Raw genomic sequence first — 20,441 nt, forward strand, 5'->3', positions numbered from 1 at the left:
ATCCGGAACGCGCGACAATGTGTTGGTGATGACCCAGCCGACGCTCTCCTTGTTCGCGGAGCCGGCAACGCTGCCGACGCGTCGAATCGTGGCACACTCCGAGGACCGCGTCGCGTGGCTGAGAGCGCGTCGCGCCGGGGTGACGGCGACGGATGCCGCACAGCTGTCCAGCGCTCGGTCTGTGCAACGGCTCGTGCTCGAGAAACTGATCGGCGGCGGATTCGGCGGCAACTCCTACACCGATCACGGTCGCGCGCGGGAGCCGGAGATCGCCAAATGGGTGCAGGAGCGGCACGGCATCGCACCGAGCACCGCCCTGTTCCGATCCACGACGCAACCTCTGCATCTGGCGACTCCGGACGGGATCGCGCTGCTGGATGGCGAGGTGGTCCTGGCCGAGATCAAGACCACGAACAAGCCGTGGCGTTCGATCCCGCGTTCGTACCTGCGTCAGGTGTGGTGGCAGCAGTACGTGGTCGGTGCCGAGCGCACCCTTCTGGTGTGGGAGGAGCACGTCGACTTCGTGCCCGTGAGCGCGGAGCCGCAGTGTCGTTGGATCGAGCGGGACGACAACCAGATCCACGTACTGGTGGGGCTGGCGAATCGGGTGCTCGAACTTCTGCACCGCTGAAGGCCCCGGCACACTGTTTCGTGCATCGTTTCTCCACCGCCGCGGACCGTACGGTAAATTTCGGTACATGACCGCAACGGATGTCCCCACCACCATGCGTGCGATTGTTGTGGACCACCCGGGGCCGCCTGAGGTGCTCACCATCGCCGAGGCGCCCATGCCACTGCTGATCAATTCCGAGGTGCTCGTCAAGGTGGCTGCGGCTGGGATCAATCCCATCGACGCCAAGACCCGGGCGGGTCGCGGGGCCGCGGCAGCGGTCCGCTGGCCCGCGATTCTCGGCTACGACTTCAGCGGAACCGTCGCCGCGGTACCGTTCGAGGCGCATCCGCTCCACGTGGGCGACGAGGTCTACGGAATGACGGCGATGCCCCGCAGCGAGGGCAGCTACGCGCAATACCTGAGCGTCTCCAGCCTGAGCGTCACGAAAAAACCGGCACGACTGTCCCTTGTCGAGGCCGCGGCCGTGCCGCTGGCCGCGATGACGGCGTGGGGCATGGTCGTGGACGTGGCGCAGGCGCACCCGGGACAGCGGATGCTGATCCACGCCGGGTCCGGTGGCGTCGGCCACTTCGCGGTGCAGTTCGCGCGGCACTTCGGTGCCGACATCACGGCGACCGGGTCCGCCGGGAACCTGGACTTCTTGCGCGAACTGGGCGCTCGTGAGGTGATCGACTACGGCTCGACCCGCTTCGAGGAGGTCGCGCACGACATGGATGTCGTGCTGGACTTGATCGGCAACGTGCACGACAATACCGGCACCCGGTCCTTGTCCACACTGCGTAAGGGCGGCCTCATGGTCAACGTTCCCACCGGAAGCTGGCCGACCGTGATGGAAGAGGCCGCCGCGGCAGGCGTTCAGGCCACCCACTTCAAGCTGGCCCCGGACGCCCGCTTACTGGATCAGATCGGCGCGCTCATCGACTCCGGCCAGGTGCGGGTGCACGTGGACGAGGTGTTCGATTGGAAGCGGGCCGCGGCCGCGCACGCCGCCCTCGAAGGCGGGCACACGCGCGGCAAGATCGTGCTCGCGATCGCCTGACCCGTTTCAAGGAGAATTTGACCAGTCCAGGGCCTCTCAACGGGGTTTTGGAACCTCGGCGACAGAATCTCCGTGAAACGGGTCAGGGGTCAGATGGATGCGGTTGCGCGCGGCACCGGCAGCCGCGCCCTCACCGCGAAGCGGCGGATTCATGTGCCGAGCCAGATACCGGGCGTCGCGGCGCACGCCGGTGACGGTAGCGGAAACGGCCGAGAAGAGAAACTCCTGGCCGAGAAAATACAGGCCCGGCACGGAATCGACGATTCCGCGCGCCTGAGCCGGCCGCGCTCCATCCTGGAAGCCGGGCAGGTGCACCCAGTTGAAGTCGGTGCGGTAGCCGGTGCACCAGATAACGTTGTCGACGCTCAAGGCCGAATCACCGTCGGTCATCGGCATCCCGTTCGCGACCGTGACCACCCGGGGTACCGAGCGCACCCCGGCCGCGGCGAGATCGGTCATCTTGGTACGGATGAGCGGCGCAGCGCGCGTGGTCATCGCGAGGTGCGCCTTGCGGCCAACCGGAGTCGCCATGGTCAAAACGTGCAGAGCGACGAAGCGGACCAGCGGGAGCAGAAACCGAGCCGCCGCCCTCCCGTGCCGCACCGGAAGTTGGCCGCTGGGGGTTCCGGCCAGCCACGTCGGATGCGAGCGGCTCACCTCCAGCGCGATCTCTGCCCCGGAGTTGCCGACGCCCACCACCACAACGGCCCCTGGCCGCAGCTGGGCCGGGTTTCGATACTCGCTGGAGTGCAGTTGCAGCACCTCTGGACCGATCGATGCCGCGAGCTGCGGGAGCCTCGGCCGTTGGCTGCCGCCCGTCGCCAGCACCACGTTGTTGGCCAGCCACCGGTCGGCACCGGCGGTGACCAGGAAGCCGTCCTCATCGCGCCACACCGCGTCGACCATGACGCCGGTGTGCACGGGCAGGTCGAACCGTGCGGCGTAGTCCTCGAGGTAATCGGCTTGCTGGTCCTTGGTCGGGAAGGACAGCCGATCCTCGGGGAAGCGTACGCCGGGTAGCCCGTCGAACTTGGCCGGTGTGAACAGACGAAGCGAGTCCCAGCGCTGCCGCCAGGCATCCCCAACCCGCGCATGAGCATCCAGTATCACAAAGTCACGCTGTTGCTGCGCCAGGTAGTAGCCGAGGGCCAGCCCGGCCTGGCCGCCACCGACGACCACCGTGTCGACGTGTTCGGTGGCGTTCATATCAGTGCCCCCAATTTCTGGACGGGCTGCAGTTTCTTCACGGATTGGGCGGCGTCTTCGGCTGCCAGTGCGAACGGGTGCCGACGGTAGCGCAGGCAGAGGGTCAGCATCACGGCGGATGCGATGAGGTAGAACGAGTGCAGAAACCAGATCGGTCCGGCGGGCAGACTGAACACGTAAATCGAGTGGACGGCGTTGGCCAGGTTGATCAGGGCGATGCTGCCCAGGCTGTACGAGGACAGGTCCTTGGTGCGCACCGCCTTGATCAGCATCGGCAGGTTGCTGATCCCGAAGATAACGGTCGATACCGCACCAGCGATGATGGTGACGTTCATAACGACAACGCTACGAATGTCGACTCTTCGCCGCGTGGGGCATACGCCCCATCTTCACCCGGCATCGGTATGGGTATTTCTACCCAGTGCCGGGCCGCCGACGAGTCCGTTCTGGTATGCGTACGCCGTGGCCGCCGCCCGCGAGGAAACGCTCAGCTTGACGAAAATGTTGCTGATGTGCCGAGCGACCGTCTTCTCGCTGAGGAACAGTTCCCTGGCGATGACCCGATTGGTCGATCCGGCCGCGATCAGGCGCAGCACGTCGGTCTCCCGCGGCGTAAGCGGAGTCGCGGTCGGGCGGGACATCCGATCCAACTCGGCGAGCGCGGCGCGGGCGCCGAGCTCGAAGAAGACGGCCCGGGCCGCATCGATTTCCGCGGCGGCAGAGTCCTCATCCCCTTCGTCCCGGTGCGCACGGGCGATGAGGACACGGCAGCGTGCCACCTCGTACGGCGCGTCCAGTTCTCGCCACACCCGGCACGCCAGGCGCAACCGCCCCGACGCTGCCTCCGGATTTTCCTCACCGAGCAGCACGGCGCCCTCGGCGTAGGCGCAGACCGCGTCCAACATCGGCATCGGGCTGGCCTCGCTCATCGCCACCAGCGCATCCACGTTCCGGCGCGCCGCCTCGACGTCGCCACAGGCCAGGTCGATCTCGACGGCAGCCGGGAGGAGGTGCCGACGGGTCGCAGGATCTGCCGCACGAAGGCTCCGGCGAATGCTGGTCTTGGCCTGTTGTGCCTTGCCCTGTGCGAGGCGTAGGAGCGCCAGGCCGGGCTGGGGCTCGAATCCGGAGTCGCTGGCCAGCGCAAAGCTTTCTTCCGCGGCCGCAAACTCGCCGCGTAGGCGCTGCACCTCGCCGCGCTGGTAGTAGGCGCCCCAAGCGGCGTCATGATCCCCGCGTCGAAGCCGCTCCTCGGCAACCCCGGCCGCGGCGAGCGCTTCGGACCAGGCACCGTGCAGGCGGAACAGCTCAGCTCGATGGGCGTAGCACTGGCCGCTGAACGCGACCATGCCGGGCTGCGCGCCGCACCAATGATCCAGAGCGCTCGTCCACTCCTGGGCCCGACGCAGATCGAACGCCAGATGGCAGTACCCGATCACCGCGCAGTAGACGATGCCGGACGGAATCGGCGAAACCTCCCCGGTGGTGACTGCGACCATTGCCTCGTCGAACAGTCGCAACCCCTCAATGGTGCGTCCCAGCATGATCCGCGCCTGCCCCTGCCCCAGTTCGGCGAGAGCGATCACGTCGGCGTCGGTCAAGCGGTGTCCGATCTCGGCGACCCGGTCGAATAGTTGCTCCGCCGCCGTGGCATTCCCCTGAAACAACGCATCAAGCGCCGCCGGGATGAGCACCAACCCGTCTACGGAGCTGGGTTCCGCTACCTGCTGGGTGAGTCGCTCGGCCCGGGCGAACCAGCCGGCGCTCCGCGATCGGTCTCCGATACCCATCAGATGAATACCCATCCACCCGGCGCACCGCGCGGCCCCAGCAAGATCGTGTGCCGCGAGGAACTCCTCGTGTGCCCGGGTGAGGGCGTCGAGACCGTCGGCTTTCCTGCCGAGGAGGAGTGCCGCCGTGGACCACCACTCCAGGTCAGCCGCCGAAAGTGCACCCGTCGCATCCGCAGCGGCGAAGCCGTCGAGGGCATCCTGCCAGCGATGCTCCGCGTAGGCGGAGTGCGCAGATTCGATGGCAGCAGGCGCGCTCATGACCCTCCGGCGAGCGTCCAGCACCCGGACGGTGCCGTGGGCGCCCGTCTTGTACGCGTTACGGTACTGCCGCCCGAGGCCGCGCGCAAGCCTGCCCGACAACCGGCCGGCACCTCAACCGTTGACCCCGCTTCAAGTCGATCGGTTGACCCCGTTTCAAGGAGAAACCGACCGGCCGGCACCGTCCCATCGAGATGTCAGGCTCTCGGAAGCAGAATCTCCGTGAGACGGGTCGGCGTGATCGGCTAGCCTGAGCGGCACGACCGCATCATCGAGGAGCACTCATGGACGAGCAGCAGACCGCGTTTGTGGAGACCTTCCGCCGGTTCATCGACGAGCTGATCAACGTGCCGAGACCACGGCCGGAGATGCTTACTCCGCTTGGGGAGGTCGTGCAGTCGTTTCTGGGCACGGATGTGACTGCCCTCCCGCTGGTCACCGAGGATTTGCCGCCGCATCGGCTGGTAGATGTCGATCTGGCGCTCGAGGCGCTGGCATCCCAGTCACCCCATTCCCAACTGGTCGGGGTTTCCGGTGGACAGCAGCGGGAACAGTCCGCGTTCCCGGAACTTCTGAGCAATCCCTTCATGCGTTTCGCGCCGGGACCTGTGGATTACGTGGAACGCGCGACCGGGCCGGATACCTCGCGGCAGGTCGTTGCGTTCGGCTTACGTCTACTCCAGGTGGACGGGCATCCGCTCGCCGTATTGCAGCGTGGCTCCAGACCCGAGCACGGCCGTCCCGCCGCAAAGCTCGAAGTCCTCACCGCTGATCCGGCCACATCGGCGTTGTTTCTGGCGCGGGTGCGGCGGCTCATGCTGGAGCGCAGTGTGCTGCGGGGACAGGTGCTCTCCTTCACCGGCAACGAGTACAGCCCGGGCGCGGCGGGGGCCACTTTTCTACCCCGACCGGATGTTCAGGCCAGCGACATCATCCTTCCGGCGGGTGTGTTGGAAGATGTGGCGGGCCACGTAGTGGGAATCGGCGAGCACCGGAACGCCCTGCGCGCAGTGGGTCAGCACCTCAAGCGCGGTGTGTTGCTGTACGGGCCGCCCGGTACCGGCAAGACGCTCACCGTGCGTCACCTGCTCAGCCGCACGCCAGGGACTACCGCCGTGCTGCTCACCGGCACGAGCATCCGCTTCATCACCGAAGCGGCGGAACTGGCGCGTGCCATGCAGCCGGCGATCGTCGTGCTGGAGGACGTCGATCTCGTCGCCGCCGAACGCGGAATGTTCGGCGGCCCGCAGCCGCTGCTGTTCGCCGTGCTCGACGCCCTCGACGGGCTCGACACGGACGCCGACGTCGCCTTCATCCTGACCACGAACCGGGTCGACGTGCTGGAGCAGGCCCTGGCGCAGCGGCCCGGCCGCGTTGATCTGGCGATGGAAATACCGCTGCCGGATGCGGACTGCCGGAGGCGCTTGTTCGCGCTGTACGCGCGGGAGCTCCCGCTGTCGGCCGCCGCTGTGGCGGATGCCGCTGACCGCTCCGAGGGCATGACCGGCTCATTCGCCAAGGAGCTGATGCGGCGCACGGTGCTGTTGGCAGCGCAGGAGGAACGCCCAGCGGCGGATGCCGACCTCACCGCGGCCTTGGATGCGCTGTTGTCCGCGCGGGAGCACCTCACCCGGAGTCTGCTCGGCGGGCACGACCGGCGGCATCCGGCGCCTCAGTCCTGACCCAACCAGCCTCGAGCAAACCCGTCTCAAGGAAAAACTGACCTACGCGAGCCAGCCCATCGGGTAAAACGGCCCCCCAGTACAGAAACTCCGTGAAACGGGTTAGGGCAGGAGTCGCTCCCGCACGAAGTCGTCCTCCCATTTGCCGCCGAGCAGGAACTTCTTGCTGCCGACGATGGCGAAGCCGTTCTTTTCGTAGAACCGGTTCGCCCGCGCGTTCTGCTTGTTCACGCCGAGCCACACACTGGCAAACCCGCGTGAGTGGACCGTGTCGACGGATGCCGCCATCAGCGCGGCGCCCACCCCGCTGCCGTGGTGGCCCGCCAGCACGTACACCTTGCTCAACTCGGCCGTGGGCCGCGTGTGGACCACGGATGCGACATCCGGATCGGTCGGCGCGCTGCCGATCGGGTCGGGGAGGATGAGCATGGTGTATCCGGCGGCCACACCGTCGGCCTCGGCGATGAGAATCACACGGTCGGAGGCTGCCGCGTAGTGGGCGAAGGCAGCCTCGGACAACTGGTGGGTGACGAAGTCGTCGATGCCGGACTGAAGGGTTCCCGGGGGACACGCCATGGCGAATGTCGCCGCTGCCAGGGAATGCAGCAACGCGGCGTCCGAAGACGCCGCGTTGCGAATTGCCACAGTCACCTGGGGAGCCTACAGAACGTTAACGTCCAGCGGGATGCCGGGGCCGAACGTCGTTGAGACGGTGCCCTTGAGGATGTACCGACCCTTGGACGAACTCGGCTTGAGCCGGGCGATCTCGTCCAGTGCCGCGGTGATGTTCTGGCTCAGCTGCTCGGCCGAGAACGAGACCTTGCCGGTGACGAAGTGCACGTTGGCGTGCTTGTCGACGCGGAATTCAATCTTGCCGCCCTTGATGTCGGACACCGCCTTCGCGGTGTCCTGGGTGACGGTTCCGGTCTTCGGGTTCGGCATCAGCCCACGCGGGCCGAGGATCTTGCCCAGGCGTCCGACCTTGCCCATCAGTTCCGGGGTGGATACCGCGGAGTCGAACGCGGTGTATCCGCCGGCAACCTTCTCGATGAGGTCGTCACCGCCGACCTCGTCGGCGCCGGCCGCGATGGCTGCTTCGGCGGCGGCTCCGGTGGCGAAGACGACGACGCGGGCGGTCTTGCCGGTGCCGTGGGGCAGCACCACGGTGCCGCGGACCATCTGGTCGGCCTTGCGGGGATCGACGCCGAGGGTCAGCGCCACCTCGACGGTCGAGTCGAACTTGCTGGAACCGGTCTCACGAGCGACCGCGACGGCCTCGCTGGGCGTGTAGTACTTGCCCTCTTCGATCTTGTCTGCGGCGGCCCGGTAGGCCTTGGACTTCTTTGCCATGTTGTATCTCCTGTATCGAGTGCGCGGTAGGTGTGAGCCTGGCTGGCTCTCCCGCTGGTGTGGTGCTGAGGTGGAACGACTACGCGTCGACGGTGACGCCCATGCTGCGGGCGGTGCCGGCGATGATCTTCTCGGCGGCTTCGACGTCGTTCGCGTTGAGGTCGGTCATCTTGGTCTCTGCGATCTGGCGTAGCTGCTCCCTGGAGAGCTTGCCGACCTTGGTGGTGTGCGGCGTGCCGCTGCCCTTGGCAACACCCGCGGCCTTTTTGATCAGTTCGGCGGCCGGCGGTGTCTTGAGGATGAACGTGAAGGAGCGGTCCTCGTAAACGGTGATCTCCACCGGGATGACGTTTCCGCGCTGCGATTCGGTGGCGGCGTTGTACGCCTTGCAGAACTCCATGATGTTGACGCCGTGCTGTCCGAGCGCCGGCCCGATGGGCGGTGCTGGGTTGGCGGCGCCCGCCTGGATCTGAAGCTTGATGAGGCCCGTGACCTTTTTCTTCGGTGCCATTGTTTTCCCTCTTTCAGTGATCGAGCGGGCCGGATGCCTCCGGCCATGCTCTCCCGTCGGTTCGGCCAATCCGGACCGCGGTGGTTTTAGTGTGGGTCTCGATACGCCGCTGCGCGGCTACTCGACCTTGCAGCTTCGCTACAACTTGGTGACCTGGTCGAAGCTGAGCTCGACCGGGGTCTCGCGTTCGAACAGGGACACCAGCACGATGAGCTTGCCGCTCTCCGGCTTGATTTCGCTGATCGAACCGGGGAGCCCAGCGAACGAGCCCTCCTTGATGGTAATGGTTTCGCCGATCTCGAAGTCGACTTCTTGCGGGATGGACCGGCCGACCGCCTTGCCGCCGCGCGCGCCGGCCTTCGCCGGAGCCTCCACGATCTGCACGAGGCTCTTGAGCATCGAGAAGGCCTCTTCGAACCGCAGCGGGGTCGGGTTGTGCGAGTTGCCAACAAATCCGGTGACACCTGGGGTGTGCCGCACGACGGACCAACTGTCTTCGTTGAGTTCCATGCGCACCAGCACATAGCCGGGGATGCGCACGCGGTTGACCAGTTTGCGCTGCCCGTTCTTGATCTCGACGACATCTTCCATCGGCACCTCGACCTGGTAGACGTAATCTTCCATGGCCATGCTGATGCGGCGGTTCTCGATGTTCTGCTTGACTCGCTTCTCAAATCCCGCGTAGGAGTGGATGACGTACCACTTGCCCGGCTTCGCCTTGAGTTCGGCGCGGAACTCAGCGTACGGGTCCACTTCTTCCGGCTCCGCCTCGTCTTCGACTGCCTCAGCGGCAGCCTGGGCCTCGTCGACGGAATCGATGTCCAGCGCGTCGTCCACGACGGCATCCGCTTCTGGATCGTGTGCCTGGGCTACCGCGTCCAGTGCCTCGAGGTTCTCCTCCTCGGCGGCGCCCTCGACGTGCATGGCATCGCTCTCGGCCGCTTCGACCGATTCCTCTTCGGCGGCGAGTACGTTGCCCTCTTGCGCCTCGTCTTCCTCGGAGGACTGCTCCGCTGCCGTCGCGAGGTCCAATGAGGCGCGTTCTGTGTCAGACACTAAATCTCTTCCATTTCCGTGTTGCCCTCCGGCGCGCTGCGCCGGAGAAGTTTGTGTGGCCGCGACGTTCATTCGACCATCTGGGCTACTTCGTCGGCCCGTTGCCCCAGATGTACCCCACGGCAGTTCCGAATACCAGGTCGAACCCGGCAACCAGACCCATCATGATGGCCACGAAGACCAACACGACGCCCGTGTAACTGAACAACTCCTTGCGAGTCGGCGTGATGACCTTCCGCATCTCCTGCATCACCTGCCGGAGGAACAGGATTATGCGACCGATCGGGCCGCGCCGGGTGGCGCTGTCCAATTTGGCGCTCGCGACGATATCCTCACTCGGCTCGTCGACTGCTTTTCCCGCCACGCTCACAACCTTCCGGTTTCATCAACCCGTGCCGATCGGCACCCGACGGCACCTCTCGCAGCAGGGCGGACAGGACTCGAACCTGCAACCTGCGGTTTTGGAGACCGCTGCTCTACCAATTGAGCCACCACCCTAGACAGAAGAACACGCGCTGCTTTGTCATGCGATATTTTCAGCATTTCTTCGAAAATGGGCATAGAAAAGCATGGCAGATTTCAACTACCTCGGAACAGTCTAGGTCACGCCGCTGGAGGGCGCAAAGCTGGCAGACGGCCCCCAGGCACGAACGCCGAGTGCTTTAAGCTGTTGGGCGTGACCATACCTCTTTCTCGTGTGTCCCGCAGGATCGCCGCCATCGCCGAATCGGCGACTCTGAAGGTGGATGCGAAGGCCAAGGCGCTGAAGGCCGAGGGCAGGCCGATCATCAGCTATGCGGCCGGCGAACCGAACTTCGCCACACCCGACCACATCGTCGCCGCCGCCTCAGCCGCGGTGCTGGACCCCAAGAACCACAAGTACACCCCCGCCGCTGGTCTTCCCGAGTTGCGGGAGGCGGTCGCCGCCAAGACCTTGCGGGACAGCGGCCTGGCGGTCTCACCGTCCCAGGTGATCGTCACGAACGGCGGCAAGCATGCCGTGTTCCAGTCGTTCGCCACCCTGCTCGACCCCGGCGACGAGGTGCTGATCCCGACTCCGTATTGGACGACCTATCCCGAGGTGATCAAGCTCGCCGGCGGCGTGCCGGTCACCGTGTTTGCCGGCGCCGATCAGGGTTACCTCGTCACCGTCGAGCAGTTGGAGGCCGCGCGCACCCCGCGCACCAAGGTGCTGCTTTTCGTCTCACCGTCCAATCCAACCGGCGCGGTATATTCGCCCGAGCAGACCGCGGCGATCGGGCAGTGGGCTCAGGAGCACGGTCTCTGGGTGATCTCGGACGAGATCTACCAGAACCTGGTTTATGACGGCGTGAAGGCGGTCTCCATCGTTGAGGCGGTCCCCGAGTTGGCCGACCGCACGATTCTGGTCAACGGGGTTGCGAAGTCCTACGCGATGACCGGATGGCGGCTGGGCTGGATGGTCGGGCCCTCGGATGCGATCAAAGCCGCCAGCAACCTGCAATCGCACCTGACCTCGAACGTGTCCAACATCTCGCAACGCGCCGCCATCGCCGCACTGAACGGTCCCCAGGACACGATCGAGAGCATGCGGCAGGCCTTCGAGACTCGGCGCAACGTGATCGTGGCGGAACTGAACAAGATCCCCGGCATGCTCACCCCGACGCCGCAGGGCGCGTTTTACGTGTATCCGGATGTCTCGGCACTGCTGAACCGCAGTTGGGGCGGTGTGACGCCGACGACCTCGCTGGAGTTGGCTGACCTGATGCTCGACCAGGCGGAAGTCGCCGCGGTACCCGGCGAGGCCTTCGGCCCGAGCGGTTTCATCCGGCTCAGTTACGCGCTGGCCGACGAGCCGCTGCTGGAAGGCATCCAGCGCCTCCAGCGCCTCTTCGCCTGACCCCGATCAGGTCAAAGGAGTTTGCGCTCCAGCGCCCAGGCGGTCAGTTCGTGCCGGGACGAGAGCTGCAGCTTGCGCAACACGGCCGACACGTGGCTCTCCACGGTCTTCACCGAGATGAACAGGTCGGCAGCCACCTCTTTGTACGCGTAGCCGCGCGCGATGAGGCGCATCACCTCGCGTTCCCGTGCGGAGAGGCGATCCAACTCGTCCTCGGTGGCGGCCTGCTCTCCGGCGACGGCACCGAACGCATCCAGCACGAACCCGGCCAGCCGCGGCGAGAACACCGCGTCACCGCCGGCCACCTTGGCCACCGCGCTGCTCACCTGGGCGCCGGAACTCACCTTGGTGATGTAGCCGCGGGCGCCGGCCCGGATCACCCCGACAACATCTTCGGCCGAGTCGGAAACGCTCAGCGCCAGGAATCGGGTCGACGCCAGCAGCGCAGCGCTGCGCCGGATCACCTCCGCCCCGCCCCCGCCCGCGCCGCCGGGTAGGTGCACATCTAAGAGCACGACCTCCGGCATCAGTGTGGCGATCTGCGCCACCGCGTCGTCGACATCCGCGGCCTCGCCCAGTACGTCGATGGATGCGTCCAGGTCTGCCCGCAATCCCGACCGGAAGATCGAGTGGTCGTCGACAATGAGCACGCTGGTCATGCGGAACCTCGATCCTGGGGAATGTCGAGGTGCAGGTGTACCTCGGTGCCGACACCGCCCGCACCGGGCGCGACCGTGCCGGAGCCGCCGGCCCGGGACATCCGGCCGATGATGGACTCGCGGATGCCGAGCCGGTCGGCTGGCAGCGCGTCCAGGTCGACTCCGGCACCTCGGTCGCGGACGAAGACGTCGACCGCGTCACCGGAGCTCTCGACGTAGACGGAAACATCGCCCCCGGCGTGCCGCGCCGCGTTGAGCATGGCTTCGCGGGCGGCGGCGACCAGTGTCGAATTCGACGGGCCGGCGGTGTCCCCGGCGGCCACGACGTCCATCCGCACGGGATAGTCGAGTTCGATGGCGGCGGCCACTTCGCGAAGCTGCGTGGCCAGGTCGGCGCCGGAGGCCGCGGTGCCGGCGAAGAGCCAGTCCCGCAGCTCACGCTCCTGCGCCCTGGCGAGCCTGGCCACCTCGGAGGAGGGCCCGGCTCGGTTCTGGATCAGCGCAAGGGTTTGCAGCACCGAGTCGTGCAGGTGGGCGGCGATCTCGGCACGCTGTTCTTGGCGGATGCGCGCGGACCGCTCGGTCATCAGGTCGCTCCACAGCCGCACCACGCCGGGGGCGGCAATCACGCCGGCCCCGATCACGATGACCACCACCGCGAAGACCGCGGTAAGGGCATCCGGGCGGGCGCCCTGGGAGAGCAGCAGCAGCATTCCGGTGACGATCAGCACGCCGGCGCCGAACGTTCGCACAAGCACGCCGTAGCGGGCGCTGCGCAGCGGGTCGGGCCGATCGAAGGCAAGACTCCAGGCGACCGCAGCGCCGGTGAGCATGGTGGCCACGACGATGGCCGCATACGGCAGGCGCCCGCTGTTCGCCTGAGTCACCGCCACCACGGCCACGATCGCGCCACCGGCGAGCAGGATCGGTGCGACGGCGAGCCGGTGACCAGGTTCGACGTCCGTCTCGGAGGACGCGAGGGGGGTGAACGCCCACAGCCACAGGTAGAGCAGCGCACCGGCACCACCGAAGAACGTCAACACCACTATCAACAGCCTCACCCGGCGCACGGGCTGACGCAGGTGCTCCGCGAGGCCGGCACACACCCCGGCGACCAGCGCACGGCGGGGCCGCACCAGTGGCGGTCTGCTCGACAACGCGGATGGGGTGCTCACCATCCCATCCAAACAGAATCCACGCGTCCCGCACCCGCCGAGAGCAAAAGTCAGGGTGCGCTCAGGGTGATACCCCATAGCGGGCCGGCAGCGCCGCCGGGAGGATCGAAGCATGGCATCTGACCCCCACACCACCTCCACCGGCCCGACGGACCCTCCCGGTCCCTCCGGCTCCAACCGCTTCTTCGATTGGATGCGCGGCCTTGGCATCGTGCGCTCCCCCGGTTGGATCGGCGGCGTCTGCACCGGCGTCGCCGCCCGGCTCGGCATTGACGTGGTCATCGTGCGCGGGATCGTCGTGGTACTAGCCTTGTTCGGCGGCCCCGCCCTGCTGTTGTACGCCGCGGCGTGGCTGCTGCTGCCAGACTCCGAGGACCGGATCCACCTCGAGCGGCTCACCCATGGAGAATTCACCCCTCCGGTGATCGCCGCGGGAGTGCTCGTCCTGCTCGCGCTGCTCCCGATCAGCGGCCTGTGGTTCTCCAACCCGGCACTGTGGATCGGCCCGGCGTCCTGGCCCGGCTTCTGGGGAGGCGCGGTCGGGCCGATTCTGTGGACCTTGGCCGTGATCGGATCGATCGTCTGGTTTGTGATCTGGGCATCCCGACGCTCCGGCCAAACAGGCAGTTGGCAGGCATCCGGTGGGCCATCCTCGGGACCGGACGCCCCACCGACGGCGGCGACGCTGCCCACCGATACCGTGCCAGCACCGGTGGCACCGACCCCGCCGCCGGCCCCCGACGCCGGCGCCGCGGAAGCGGACTTCGCGTCATGGAAACTCCGGCAGACCGAGTGGAAGCGCGCGCACGAGGAGTGGAAAAGCCAGCAGGCAGCCTCTGAGCGGGCGCTCGCCAAGCAACGAGGGGACGAACAGCGCCGCCTCCGCCAACAGCAGAACGAGGAACGCCGACAGGTCTGGCTAAAACAGGGCCGCCGTACCAGGTCCAACCCGCTCTACACATTGACTGCGGTGGGTGTCGCGCTGATGGCCGGCGCGGTCGTCGCCCTGACCCTTGCAGACGGAAGCTGGACCCTCACCGCGGCGATCGCCGGCATGGCGGTCACCCTGGCCGTGCTCGGACTCGCGATTGTCATCAATGGCATCCGCGGCAAGCGCAGCGGCGGCGCCGGCGGGGTGGCGGTTCTCGTCACCATCGCCCTCGTGTTCAGCTCGCTGTTCACCTGGGTCAGCGGACCGGTCATCCAGAACCGGTCGCTGGACTGGTCGCCAAGCTACTCGGGCGAGGACTGGAACCAGCGCACCGTTGTCAACGGCGGCGCCACCCTCGACCTCACTGACTACTTCGCTGGGCCGGCCCGCGAGGACGGCAGCCACGACAACGGCCGGGTGCGCCTCGTGGTCATCAACGGCGATGTCGAGGTCACCCTGCCGGCCGAGGAATTCAGTCAGGTGCGAGCCAACTCCGTGAACGGATCGGTCACCTCCACCTCACGGACCCGCCGCGGTCCGTTCGCGAGCGCCGACGTCGATTTCACTCCGAGCAACGCCGGCACCCGGATGCACCGGGACGTGTTCGTGCAGGTCTGGGCGCTGAACGGCGACATCACCATTTCCCAAGCAACTAAGTAAGGACACCCGCATGACAATCGACGACAACAACGGCAGCGGATCACCAGTACGAGTGGGCACCATCATCTGGGGGTTCATCCTCGTGGCTATCGCGGCTTTCTTCTTCGCCGGCACCCAGTTCGACCTTGCCGGGTTCAACCCCGCCGTGGTGGCGACCTGGTCAGTGCTCGGGTTGGGCGCGTTGGCGGTGATCGGCGGCGTGGCCGGCGCGCTGTTCCGCCGCTAGCGGGAGCCTGCCCGGCGAACTGCTTACAGCTGGATGCCCACCAGGACGGGTTCTGGATGCAGCTCGATGCCGAAGTCATTGCCGACGCGCTGCCGCACGTAACGCGCCAGCTCGGCCACCTCGGCCGCCGTGGCCCCGCCGGTGTTGACGATTGCCAGGGTATGCTTGGAGGAAATCGCCGCACGGGACCCGGGCAGGGCGAACCCGCGGCCGATGCCGGAATGTTCGATCAGCCAGGCGGCGCTCAGCTTGACCTGAGGTGCGGATGCGACCGGGGCGGCATCCCGAGGCAGTCCGGAGTACTCGACCACTTCCAGCGGCAGGACCTGCGGCGGCAGATCGTCCCCCAACCGCCAGCGAGGCGCCTCCGCCGGCAACGACCTGGCAAAATTCTCGCTCACGATCGGATTGGTGAAGAACGATCCCGCGCTGACCGAATCGGAATCGTCCGGCGAGAGCAGCATCCCCTTGCCTGCTCGCAGCGCCAACACTGCAGCACGCAAACGCTCGATCGGCACTCGATCGCCGAGCCCCACCCCGAGGGCATCGGCCAGTTGCGGGTACGCGACGGGGTCGCTGAGAGCCTCCGGCGTCTGGTCCAGCTCCAGCTCGATCGACACGACCAGCCCCAGACGGCCGCGTTTGAAGGCCGACGTGCGATACCCGAACTCGAGGTCGCCGGCCGGGAGGTGTTCCAGCCGGCCGGTGTCGTGGTCCAGGAATTCCACCGCGATGAGACGCGAAGCCAGTTCCTGGCCATACGCACCGATGTTCTGGATCGGAGCGGCACCGCTGGATCCGGGGATGCCGGACAGCGCCTCAATCCCGGCAAGGCCGTGGTCCACCGCGTACGCGACGACCGCGTCCCACGGCTCGCCCGCCTGCACTCGCAGCCGCACCTTCCGGCCGCCCGGGCCGGCCACCGGTGGACTCGACACCGGCTCGATCCCCCGAGTGGCCACCAGAACGACCGTCCCGTCGAAGCCGTCGTCGCCGACGACCAGGTTCGAACCACCGCCCAGCAACAGCCAGCCTGCGGCATCCGCCCACGCCTCGTGCGCCGCGTCGATCAGAAGCGTGGGATCGGATACGCGGATCAGGTGGGGCGCAGGCCCACCCACCCTGATGCTGGTGAGATCCGCGAAGCTGTCGGACACTCAGTGAAGCCTGACAGTGACACGGGCCTTGCCCAAGACCGTGGCACCGCCGGCGACCACGCTGAGGTCGATGCGAGCGGTGTCCTCGTTGAGCGCACCGACCGTGGCGGTGACCAGGACGGTGGCACCGTCGGCGACGTTAACGGGCACCGGACGGGTGAAGCGCACCTGGTAGTCCACTATTTTGGCGGGATCGCCGAGCCAGTCCACAACCGGCTGGATGGCGATGCCCATGGTCAGCATGCCGTGGGCGAGCACTCCGGGCAGTCCAACGCTCTGGGCGATGTCATCGCGGTAGTGGATGGGATTGAAGTCGCCGGATGCGCCGGCGTACTTGACGAGATTGTCGCGGGTGATCGAGTACGTTTCTTCGGCCACGACATCCCCGACGTTGATTCCCGGCTTCATTCGTCGCCCCTGACCACGAGGGTGGAGACCGCCGTGACGACGTGCGCGCCGCTCGCATCCACGATGGCGGATTCGGCGGTGACCATCGAATGCGCCCCCAGCGACTTCACACCGGACACGGTCAAGGTCGCGGTCAGTTCGTCGCCGGCGACGATGGGCCTGCTGTACTCGAACCGCTGATCGCCGTGCACGACGCGGGAGAAGTCGATGCCGGAATCGGGCGAGGACAGCAGTTGTTCCAGCGTCCGTTCCTGGATGACTACCGCAAAGGTGGGAGGAGCCACGACATCGGGGTAACCCAGTGCGGCGGCGGCGGCGGGATCGTGATGGATGGCGCCGGTGGCCAAGACGGCGCGGGCGAATTCTCTGATTTTCTCCCGTCCCACGAGGTAGGGCTGCGTCGGCGGGAAGGCACGGCCTTTCAGCGCGGGGTTCACTGGCACTCGTTCATTCTATTCAGCGCACCCCGAGCGATACCGTTCGCGGCGAGTGTGCGCTCCGCGGCGGCTGCTTTCGTCCGGATCACCATCGGCGGGCAGTATTACCGTCGCTGGGCAGTTTCCGCGGCGCGGCACATGACGAAGCCCCGGTCGCCATGACTGGCGATCGGGGCTTCGTTGTGGTCTAAGTGGTTGTGATCTGTGTGCTGCCTACTGGCAGCTGTCGCATTGCAAGAAATCCATCGGGTCGACGGGAACCGTGTAGCCGCCAACAGTGTCGTTGTCGCTGTCCATTCTGACCTCCTCACTGGTTGACGAACCGTTGCCGCATCTGAAGCGGTGTCTTACTATATAACAGGAATGACACCCGTGTCATTCCACAACATGTAGTGTTTCGTGGATTCTTTTGCTTCCGCGTCAAATGGTACATTCGACCACCGACATCCCCCGGTCTGGGGTGCGGGTGGAAGGGTTGGTCTAGTTGTGGCTCACGACACGCCGGGTATAGTTGCTGAGTCGGTCGGATCGGCACGGGCCGGTTCGAGCCAAGGAGAAACGGGGTCTGGCTGGTGGTGAATGAGTAAGGGCATCGGTAAGCTCGCGGCCATGGCCGCGACCGGATGCATTGTCGCCACGGTCGCCCTGCCCATGTACGCCGCAGCCGAGCCCGAACCCGTTGCCGCGCCCCAGCAGCAGTCCTTGCAACTCCTGGTCAGTTGGGCTACCACCGAGCCGGATGTCCCGGTTCGCGACGCTTACTCGGTGACGTTGCCGCCGCCACCACCACCCGTCGTTCGTCCAGCACCACGCCCGGTGACGAAGGCGGCTGCGAGCCGGTACACCACGATCAACCCGCCGAACCAGCCCTACAGTGGCGCCGCCGTGCTGGCCTACGCCGCACAGTTCGTCGGCGTGGTGCCCTACGGCACTGGCAACAGCCCCAGCACCAGCTTCAGCTGCGACGGCTACACGCAGTACGTCTTCGCCGGCTTCGGCATCCACCTGCCGCGCACCGCCGACCGTCAAGCAGCCCTTGGCGTTCGCATCGCGAAGGCGGATGCCGTGGCGGGCGACCTGGTCTGGTGGCCGGGACAGCACATCGGCATCTATGACGGCGCCGGCGGTATGTACAACTCGCCGGACTACCCAAGATTCGTGGAGCACGCCAGCGGCCTGTGGGGGAACCCGGTCTTCATCCGCCTGTAGCGGCTACCGAGCGGATAGCGCCTTCTCGGCATAACCGTTGGATCAGCGCACAGACCTGTGGTCGTAAAGCACCTTCACGACGGTGTCTGCGGCCGCGCGAACGTCGGCCTTCCTGCTCGGGCTACTGGGATCGACGCGCACCTGAACATCGGTGCGCTCGCTGGCGGGGACCTCGATGCGTCCAACCGGGACATCGATGGCGAGGTTGATCGGACCATTGGTCTGGTATTCGGGCATACTGCGGCCTTCCTTTCGAAGGACGTGGACGGGTGGCCCCGCGGCGGCGGGGCTGGTCAGTGGGGCCGGGTGAGCTATCGCACCCAGCCTGCGTAATGGTCACCGGAGCCAGGTCCCCGTTGGCTCGAGCGCCGGTTCTTGGGTTCCAGAGCAGATGCGATCGCTCGCACCAGCCAGGAGTTCACGGAAAGTCCGTCAGCGGCGGCCGCGTCCTCCACCCGGCCTTTGAGCGCGTCCGAAAGTCGAAGCGTGGTTCGCGTGGTGCTCGCGCTGTCCGCGTCGTAGAAGGCGCCGCCACGCGTCGCTTCCGGGTCTGCGTAGGTGGCCTCGGCAGGCACGCTCACCACGAACTCGAGGTCGCGGCCGCGCAGCCGCACGTCCACCGACCCCGGGGAGAGCTCGCGGGTGATCTCTCCTGCTGCTGCCGAGAGCGCGTCGAGCAGCACCTGCCGGACCGCCGAGTCAAGCGACGCACCCAGGCGCTCGGCGACTCACTGTGACGGCATCATGAGGTCTGATCGCCAAGTGCATTCCGAGGAGCTGGTCGCTGGCCGAGCTTCAGGCGCTCCGTGGCCTCCGCCGCCGCGGAGTGGCGATCCAAGCAACCAGAACGACGAGCAACACAGGCGGAATCGTGAGCGACAAGGGCAACGGGCCGCGGTTGACCTCCCGGTCATCCACCCGCCACAGCGGCACGAGGCTCCGCGCAACGTCGGGAGCGATGAGCGAGGCTCCCGTAAAGCCCGGGACGTAGGACGCGAACGGTTCACGCGCCCCCGAGTCCACGTCGACCCAGGAGAATCCCGAGCAGTTGTCACCACTCTCGGCCCGGGTGTGCACGAGCACGGTACTGGCGTCGCGCCATCCGATCGCCGACCCTGACGCAACCCCCTGCAAAGTCACCACGTCCTCGACAGGCTCTGCGGCCGTGACGTCGACGATGCGCAGGAAGTTTCTACCCAGCTGTGCGAAGCGGCGTCCGTCGGGCGACCAGGCGTTGCCATCCAGATGCCCAGCACCCGACGACGACAAAGGGGTGTCTGCGGCTTTGCCTGTGACCGCGTTCAGTAGGACAAGGTCCCTGCCGGTTTCGGCGACGATCGAGGTGCCGTCGGGTGAAAGCGCCGCCGCGCTCACATCGGTGAGCTCGGGGTAGTTGCGCACGGCGCCCGTCTCCAGATCCAGGAGCGAGAGTGCTCCGTGCAGCTTGGAGTGCCGACCGATCAGCGGGCTGAGGGTGGTCTGACTGGTGAGGATGAGCGCGGACCTGCCGTCGGCCGCGATGCTGAGCGGAACGACGCTGAGCCCGTCGCCGACGAAGATGGACCGTCGCTCGTTACCTCGCACCGTCGCGACCTCGACTCCACCTCCCCCATCCGCCTTGCCGATCACGACGAACCTGCCGTCCGCAGACAAGATGCTCGCCGCAGGACCGCCCTGATCCGCTGAGATACGGAGCGACTCGGCCGCATCCAGCCGGCGGTAGGTAGCCCCGTCGGCTCCCAGGAGAACCGCCTGCGGGTAGTCGTAGAACTCGACTCCCGCCCCGTTCTGGTAGAGCATGGTCGCTGCGTCAACCGACGACGAAGAAAGCATCCCCGTCCACCACGAATAAGCAGCGACCTCTCGAGGAAATACCGGTGTCGCGACGCCCGGCTCGGCATGAGACGCCACCGCAGCCTGTATGACGACAGCGAGGATGAGCACCACAGCGACGGTGATCGCAGGAATCAGGCTGCGCCGGCGCGTGCGTTGGCGGGAGGCGGTAACGGGCACGGCCTTCTCCTTTGAGCTCCGTGGTGCCTGTCCTTGCCACCCTACCGAATGCAACCCCTCGGAGGTGAGTATTGATTCTCTTCGGAGTGCCGAAACTCAACCACGATCGGCAAGAAGTTCCGGCGGTCTCGAATCATTCGAGGCTACGTCGATCTCTT

The 20,441-nt window shown here is 66.6% G+C and carries 23 protein-coding genes and 1 tRNA gene; 7 read left to right on the top strand and 17 right to left on the bottom strand.

What is annotated here, in order from left to right:
• Positions 1 to 28 precede the first annotated feature (28 nt).
• A complete protein-coding gene (locus tag ABFX56_RS06875) occupies positions 29 to 631 on the top strand; it encodes a YqaJ viral recombinase family protein (RefSeq protein ID WP_346232513.1) in 603 nt (200 codons plus the stop codon).
• A 67-nt stretch (positions 632 to 698) separates the two neighbouring features.
• The gene (locus ABFX56_RS06880; protein WP_346232514.1) at positions 699 to 1,673 is read left to right on the top strand and encodes an NADP-dependent oxidoreductase; all 975 of its coding nucleotides are present in this window, start codon (positions 699 to 701) and stop codon (positions 1,671 to 1,673) included.
• Positions 1,674 to 1,709: 36 nt separating this feature from the next.
• Here ABFX56_RS06880 and ABFX56_RS06885 read toward each other — a convergent pair whose 3' ends face one another.
• The 3 genes from ABFX56_RS06885 to ABFX56_RS06895 are packed head-to-tail and all read right to left on the bottom strand — an operon-like array spanning position 1,710 to position 4,930.
• The gene (locus ABFX56_RS06885) at positions 1,710 to 2,879 is read right to left on the bottom strand and encodes a flavin-containing monooxygenase (RefSeq protein WP_346232515.1); all 1,170 of its coding nucleotides are present in this window, start codon (positions 2,877 to 2,879) and stop codon (positions 1,710 to 1,712) included.
• Complete coding sequence (locus ABFX56_RS06890; RefSeq protein WP_346232516.1) at positions 2,876 to 3,214, bottom strand: hypothetical protein; 339 nt, start codon at positions 3,212 to 3,214, stop codon at positions 2,876 to 2,878. Before ABFX56_RS06890 ends, ABFX56_RS06885 begins: the two co-directional genes overlap by 4 nt.
• 54 nt (positions 3,215 to 3,268) lie before the next feature.
• Positions 3,269 to 4,930 (bottom strand): LuxR C-terminal-related transcriptional regulator, encoded by a 1,662-nt coding sequence (locus tag ABFX56_RS06895; protein WP_346232517.1) that lies wholly within the window; start codon positions 4,928 to 4,930, stop codon positions 3,269 to 3,271.
• A gap of 284 nt (positions 4,931 to 5,214) precedes the next feature.
• Here ABFX56_RS06895 and ABFX56_RS06900 point away from each other — a divergent pair, with 284 nt between their 5' ends.
• Positions 5,215 to 6,612, top strand: a complete 1,398-nt coding sequence (locus ABFX56_RS06900) for an AAA family ATPase (RefSeq protein ID WP_346232518.1) — start codon at positions 5,215 to 5,217, stop codon at positions 6,610 to 6,612.
• Positions 6,613 to 6,714: 102 nt separating this feature from the next.
• On the opposite strand, the gene ABFX56_RS06905 is transcribed toward ABFX56_RS06900, so the two are convergent.
• From ABFX56_RS06905 to ABFX56_RS06930, 6 genes are all read right to left on the bottom strand, one after another.
• Positions 6,715 to 7,263, bottom strand: coding sequence for a GNAT family N-acetyltransferase (locus ABFX56_RS06905; RefSeq protein WP_346232519.1), 549 nt, complete (start codon positions 7,261 to 7,263; stop codon positions 6,715 to 6,717).
• 9 nt (positions 7,264 to 7,272) lie between these two features.
• Positions 7,273 to 7,962 (bottom strand): 50S ribosomal protein L1, encoded by a 690-nt coding sequence (gene rplA / locus ABFX56_RS06910; RefSeq protein ID WP_346232520.1) that lies wholly within the window; start codon positions 7,960 to 7,962, stop codon positions 7,273 to 7,275.
• Positions 7,963 to 8,041: 79 nt separating this feature from the next.
• Positions 8,042 to 8,473 (bottom strand): 50S ribosomal protein L11, encoded by a 432-nt coding sequence (gene rplK / locus ABFX56_RS06915; protein WP_346232521.1) that lies wholly within the window; start codon positions 8,471 to 8,473, stop codon positions 8,042 to 8,044.
• Between the two features lie 138 nt (positions 8,474 to 8,611).
• On the bottom strand, positions 8,612 to 9,529 hold the full coding sequence (gene nusG, locus ABFX56_RS06920; RefSeq protein WP_346232522.1) for a transcription termination/antitermination protein NusG: 918 nt from the start codon (positions 9,527 to 9,529) through the stop codon (positions 8,612 to 8,614).
• 85 nt (positions 9,530 to 9,614) lie between these two features.
• Complete coding sequence (gene secE, locus ABFX56_RS06925; RefSeq protein WP_346232523.1) at positions 9,615 to 9,893, bottom strand: preprotein translocase subunit SecE; 279 nt, start codon at positions 9,891 to 9,893, stop codon at positions 9,615 to 9,617.
• A 61-nt stretch (positions 9,894 to 9,954) separates the two neighbouring features.
• A tRNA-Trp gene (locus ABFX56_RS06930) sits at positions 9,955 to 10,027 on the bottom strand.
• 178 nt (positions 10,028 to 10,205) lie between these two features.
• Between ABFX56_RS06930 and ABFX56_RS06935 the strand changes: the two genes are divergently transcribed.
• Positions 10,206 to 11,408, top strand: a complete 1,203-nt coding sequence (locus tag ABFX56_RS06935) for a pyridoxal phosphate-dependent aminotransferase (RefSeq protein ID WP_346232524.1) — start codon at positions 10,206 to 10,208, stop codon at positions 11,406 to 11,408.
• Between the two features lie 11 nt (positions 11,409 to 11,419).
• On the opposite strand, the gene ABFX56_RS06940 is transcribed toward ABFX56_RS06935, so the two are convergent.
• Both ABFX56_RS06940 and ABFX56_RS06945 read right to left on the bottom strand, forming a co-directional pair.
• Positions 11,420 to 12,067 (bottom strand): LuxR C-terminal-related transcriptional regulator, encoded by a 648-nt coding sequence (locus ABFX56_RS06940; protein WP_346232525.1) that lies wholly within the window; start codon positions 12,065 to 12,067, stop codon positions 11,420 to 11,422.
• Positions 12,064 to 13,245 (bottom strand): ATP-binding protein, encoded by a 1,182-nt coding sequence (locus ABFX56_RS06945; protein ID WP_428834408.1) that lies wholly within the window; start codon positions 13,243 to 13,245, stop codon positions 12,064 to 12,066. The genes ABFX56_RS06940 and ABFX56_RS06945 overlap by 4 nt, the downstream gene beginning before the upstream one ends.
• Positions 13,246 to 13,354: 109 nt before the next feature.
• Here ABFX56_RS06945 and ABFX56_RS06950 point away from each other — a divergent pair, with 109 nt between their 5' ends.
• Together ABFX56_RS06950 and ABFX56_RS06955 are read left to right on the top strand one after the other, a co-directional pair.
• Positions 13,355 to 14,833 carry a PspC domain-containing protein gene (locus ABFX56_RS06950; RefSeq protein WP_346232527.1) on the top strand — a complete coding sequence of 493 codons (1,479 nt, stop codon included), beginning with the start codon at positions 13,355 to 13,357 and terminating at the stop codon, positions 14,831 to 14,833.
• A 10-nt stretch (positions 14,834 to 14,843) separates the two neighbouring features.
• On the top strand, positions 14,844 to 15,059 hold the full coding sequence (locus ABFX56_RS06955) for a hypothetical protein (protein ID WP_346232528.1): 216 nt from the start codon (positions 14,844 to 14,846) through the stop codon (positions 15,057 to 15,059).
• Between the two features lie 23 nt (positions 15,060 to 15,082).
• Here ABFX56_RS06955 and ABFX56_RS06960 read toward each other — a convergent pair whose 3' ends face one another.
• From ABFX56_RS06960 to ABFX56_RS06970, 3 genes are read right to left on the bottom strand one after another with little or no spacing between them, the layout of a single operon-like run.
• Positions 15,083 to 16,216, bottom strand: coding sequence for a UDP-N-acetylmuramate dehydrogenase (locus ABFX56_RS06960; RefSeq protein ID WP_346232529.1), 1,134 nt, complete (start codon positions 16,214 to 16,216; stop codon positions 15,083 to 15,085).
• Positions 16,217 to 16,624: a MaoC family dehydratase gene (locus ABFX56_RS06965; RefSeq protein WP_346232530.1), complete on the bottom strand. Its 408-nt coding sequence runs from the start codon at positions 16,622 to 16,624 to the stop codon at positions 16,217 to 16,219. It abuts the gene before it with no gap.
• Positions 16,621 to 17,067, bottom strand: a complete 447-nt coding sequence (locus tag ABFX56_RS06970; protein WP_346232531.1) for an FAS1-like dehydratase domain-containing protein — start codon at positions 17,065 to 17,067, stop codon at positions 16,621 to 16,623. The genes ABFX56_RS06965 and ABFX56_RS06970 overlap by 4 nt, the downstream gene beginning before the upstream one ends.
• 573 nt (positions 17,068 to 17,640) lie before the next feature.
• Here ABFX56_RS06970 and ABFX56_RS06975 point away from each other — a divergent pair.
• A complete protein-coding gene (locus ABFX56_RS06975; RefSeq protein WP_346232532.1) occupies positions 17,641 to 18,270 on the top strand; it encodes a C40 family peptidase in 630 nt (209 codons plus the stop codon).
• A gap of 42 nt (positions 18,271 to 18,312) precedes the next feature.
• On the opposite strand, the gene ABFX56_RS06980 is transcribed toward ABFX56_RS06975, so the two are convergent.
• From ABFX56_RS06980 to ABFX56_RS06990, 3 genes are all read right to left on the bottom strand, one after another.
• Positions 18,313 to 18,507, bottom strand: a complete 195-nt coding sequence (locus tag ABFX56_RS06980) for a hypothetical protein (RefSeq protein WP_346232533.1) — start codon at positions 18,505 to 18,507, stop codon at positions 18,313 to 18,315.
• 74 nt (positions 18,508 to 18,581) lie between these two features.
• Positions 18,582 to 18,953, bottom strand: coding sequence for a histidine kinase (locus ABFX56_RS06985; RefSeq protein WP_346232534.1), 372 nt, complete (start codon positions 18,951 to 18,953; stop codon positions 18,582 to 18,584).
• A gap of 112 nt (positions 18,954 to 19,065) precedes the next feature.
• Positions 19,066 to 20,283 (bottom strand): TolB-like translocation protein, encoded by a 1,218-nt coding sequence (locus ABFX56_RS06990; RefSeq protein WP_346232535.1) that lies wholly within the window; start codon positions 20,281 to 20,283, stop codon positions 19,066 to 19,068.
• Between the last annotated feature and the right edge of the window lie 158 nt (positions 20,284 to 20,441).

Origin of the sequence: Parafrigoribacterium mesophilum (assembly GCF_039652555.1) — a bacterium.
GTDB classification, from domain to species: Bacteria; Actinomycetota; Actinomycetes; order Actinomycetales; family Microbacteriaceae; genus Parafrigoribacterium; species Parafrigoribacterium mesophilum.

Coding starts and splice junctions, on each gene's coding strand:
- ABFX56_RS06895 (WP_346232517.1), bottom strand. CDS start 4,930: ATGAGCGCGCCTGCTGCCATCGAATCTGCGCACTCCGCCTACGCGGAG.
- ABFX56_RS06955 (WP_346232528.1), top strand. CDS start 14,844: ATGACAATCGACGACAACAACGGCAGCGGATCACCAGTACGAGTGGGC.
- ABFX56_RS06880 (WP_346232514.1), top strand. CDS start 699: ATGACCGCAACGGATGTCCCCACCACCATGCGTGCGATTGTTGTGGAC.
- ABFX56_RS06980 (WP_346232533.1), bottom strand. CDS start 18,507: ATGCCCGAATACCAGACCAATGGTCCGATCAACCTCGCCATCGATGTC.
- ABFX56_RS06940 (WP_346232525.1), bottom strand. CDS start 12,067: ATGACCAGCGTGCTCATTGTCGACGACCACTCGATCTTCCGGTCGGGA.
- ABFX56_RS06965 (WP_346232530.1), bottom strand. CDS start 16,624: ATGAAGCCGGGAATCAACGTCGGGGATGTCGTGGCCGAAGAAACGTAC.
- rplA (WP_346232520.1), bottom strand. CDS start 7,962: ATGGCAAAGAAGTCCAAGGCCTACCGGGCCGCCGCAGACAAGATCGAA.
- ABFX56_RS06900 (WP_346232518.1), top strand. CDS start 5,215: ATGGACGAGCAGCAGACCGCGTTTGTGGAGACCTTCCGCCGGTTCATC.
- ABFX56_RS06885 (WP_346232515.1), bottom strand. CDS start 2,879: ATGAACGCCACCGAACACGTCGACACGGTGGTCGTCGGTGGCGGCCAG.
- ABFX56_RS06950 (WP_346232527.1), top strand. CDS start 13,355: ATGGCATCTGACCCCCACACCACCTCCACCGGCCCGACGGACCCTCCC.
- ABFX56_RS06875 (WP_346232513.1), top strand. CDS start 29: ATGACCCAGCCGACGCTCTCCTTGTTCGCGGAGCCGGCAACGCTGCCG.
- rplK (WP_346232521.1), bottom strand. CDS start 8,473: ATGGCACCGAAGAAAAAGGTCACGGGCCTCATCAAGCTTCAGATCCAG.
- ABFX56_RS06945 (WP_428834408.1), bottom strand. CDS start 13,245: ATGGTGAGCACCCCATCCGCGTTGTCGAGCAGACCGCCACTGGTGCGG.
- ABFX56_RS06890 (WP_346232516.1), bottom strand. CDS start 3,214: ATGAACGTCACCATCATCGCTGGTGCGGTATCGACCGTTATCTTCGGG.
- ABFX56_RS06975 (WP_346232532.1), top strand. CDS start 17,641: ATGAGTAAGGGCATCGGTAAGCTCGCGGCCATGGCCGCGACCGGATGC.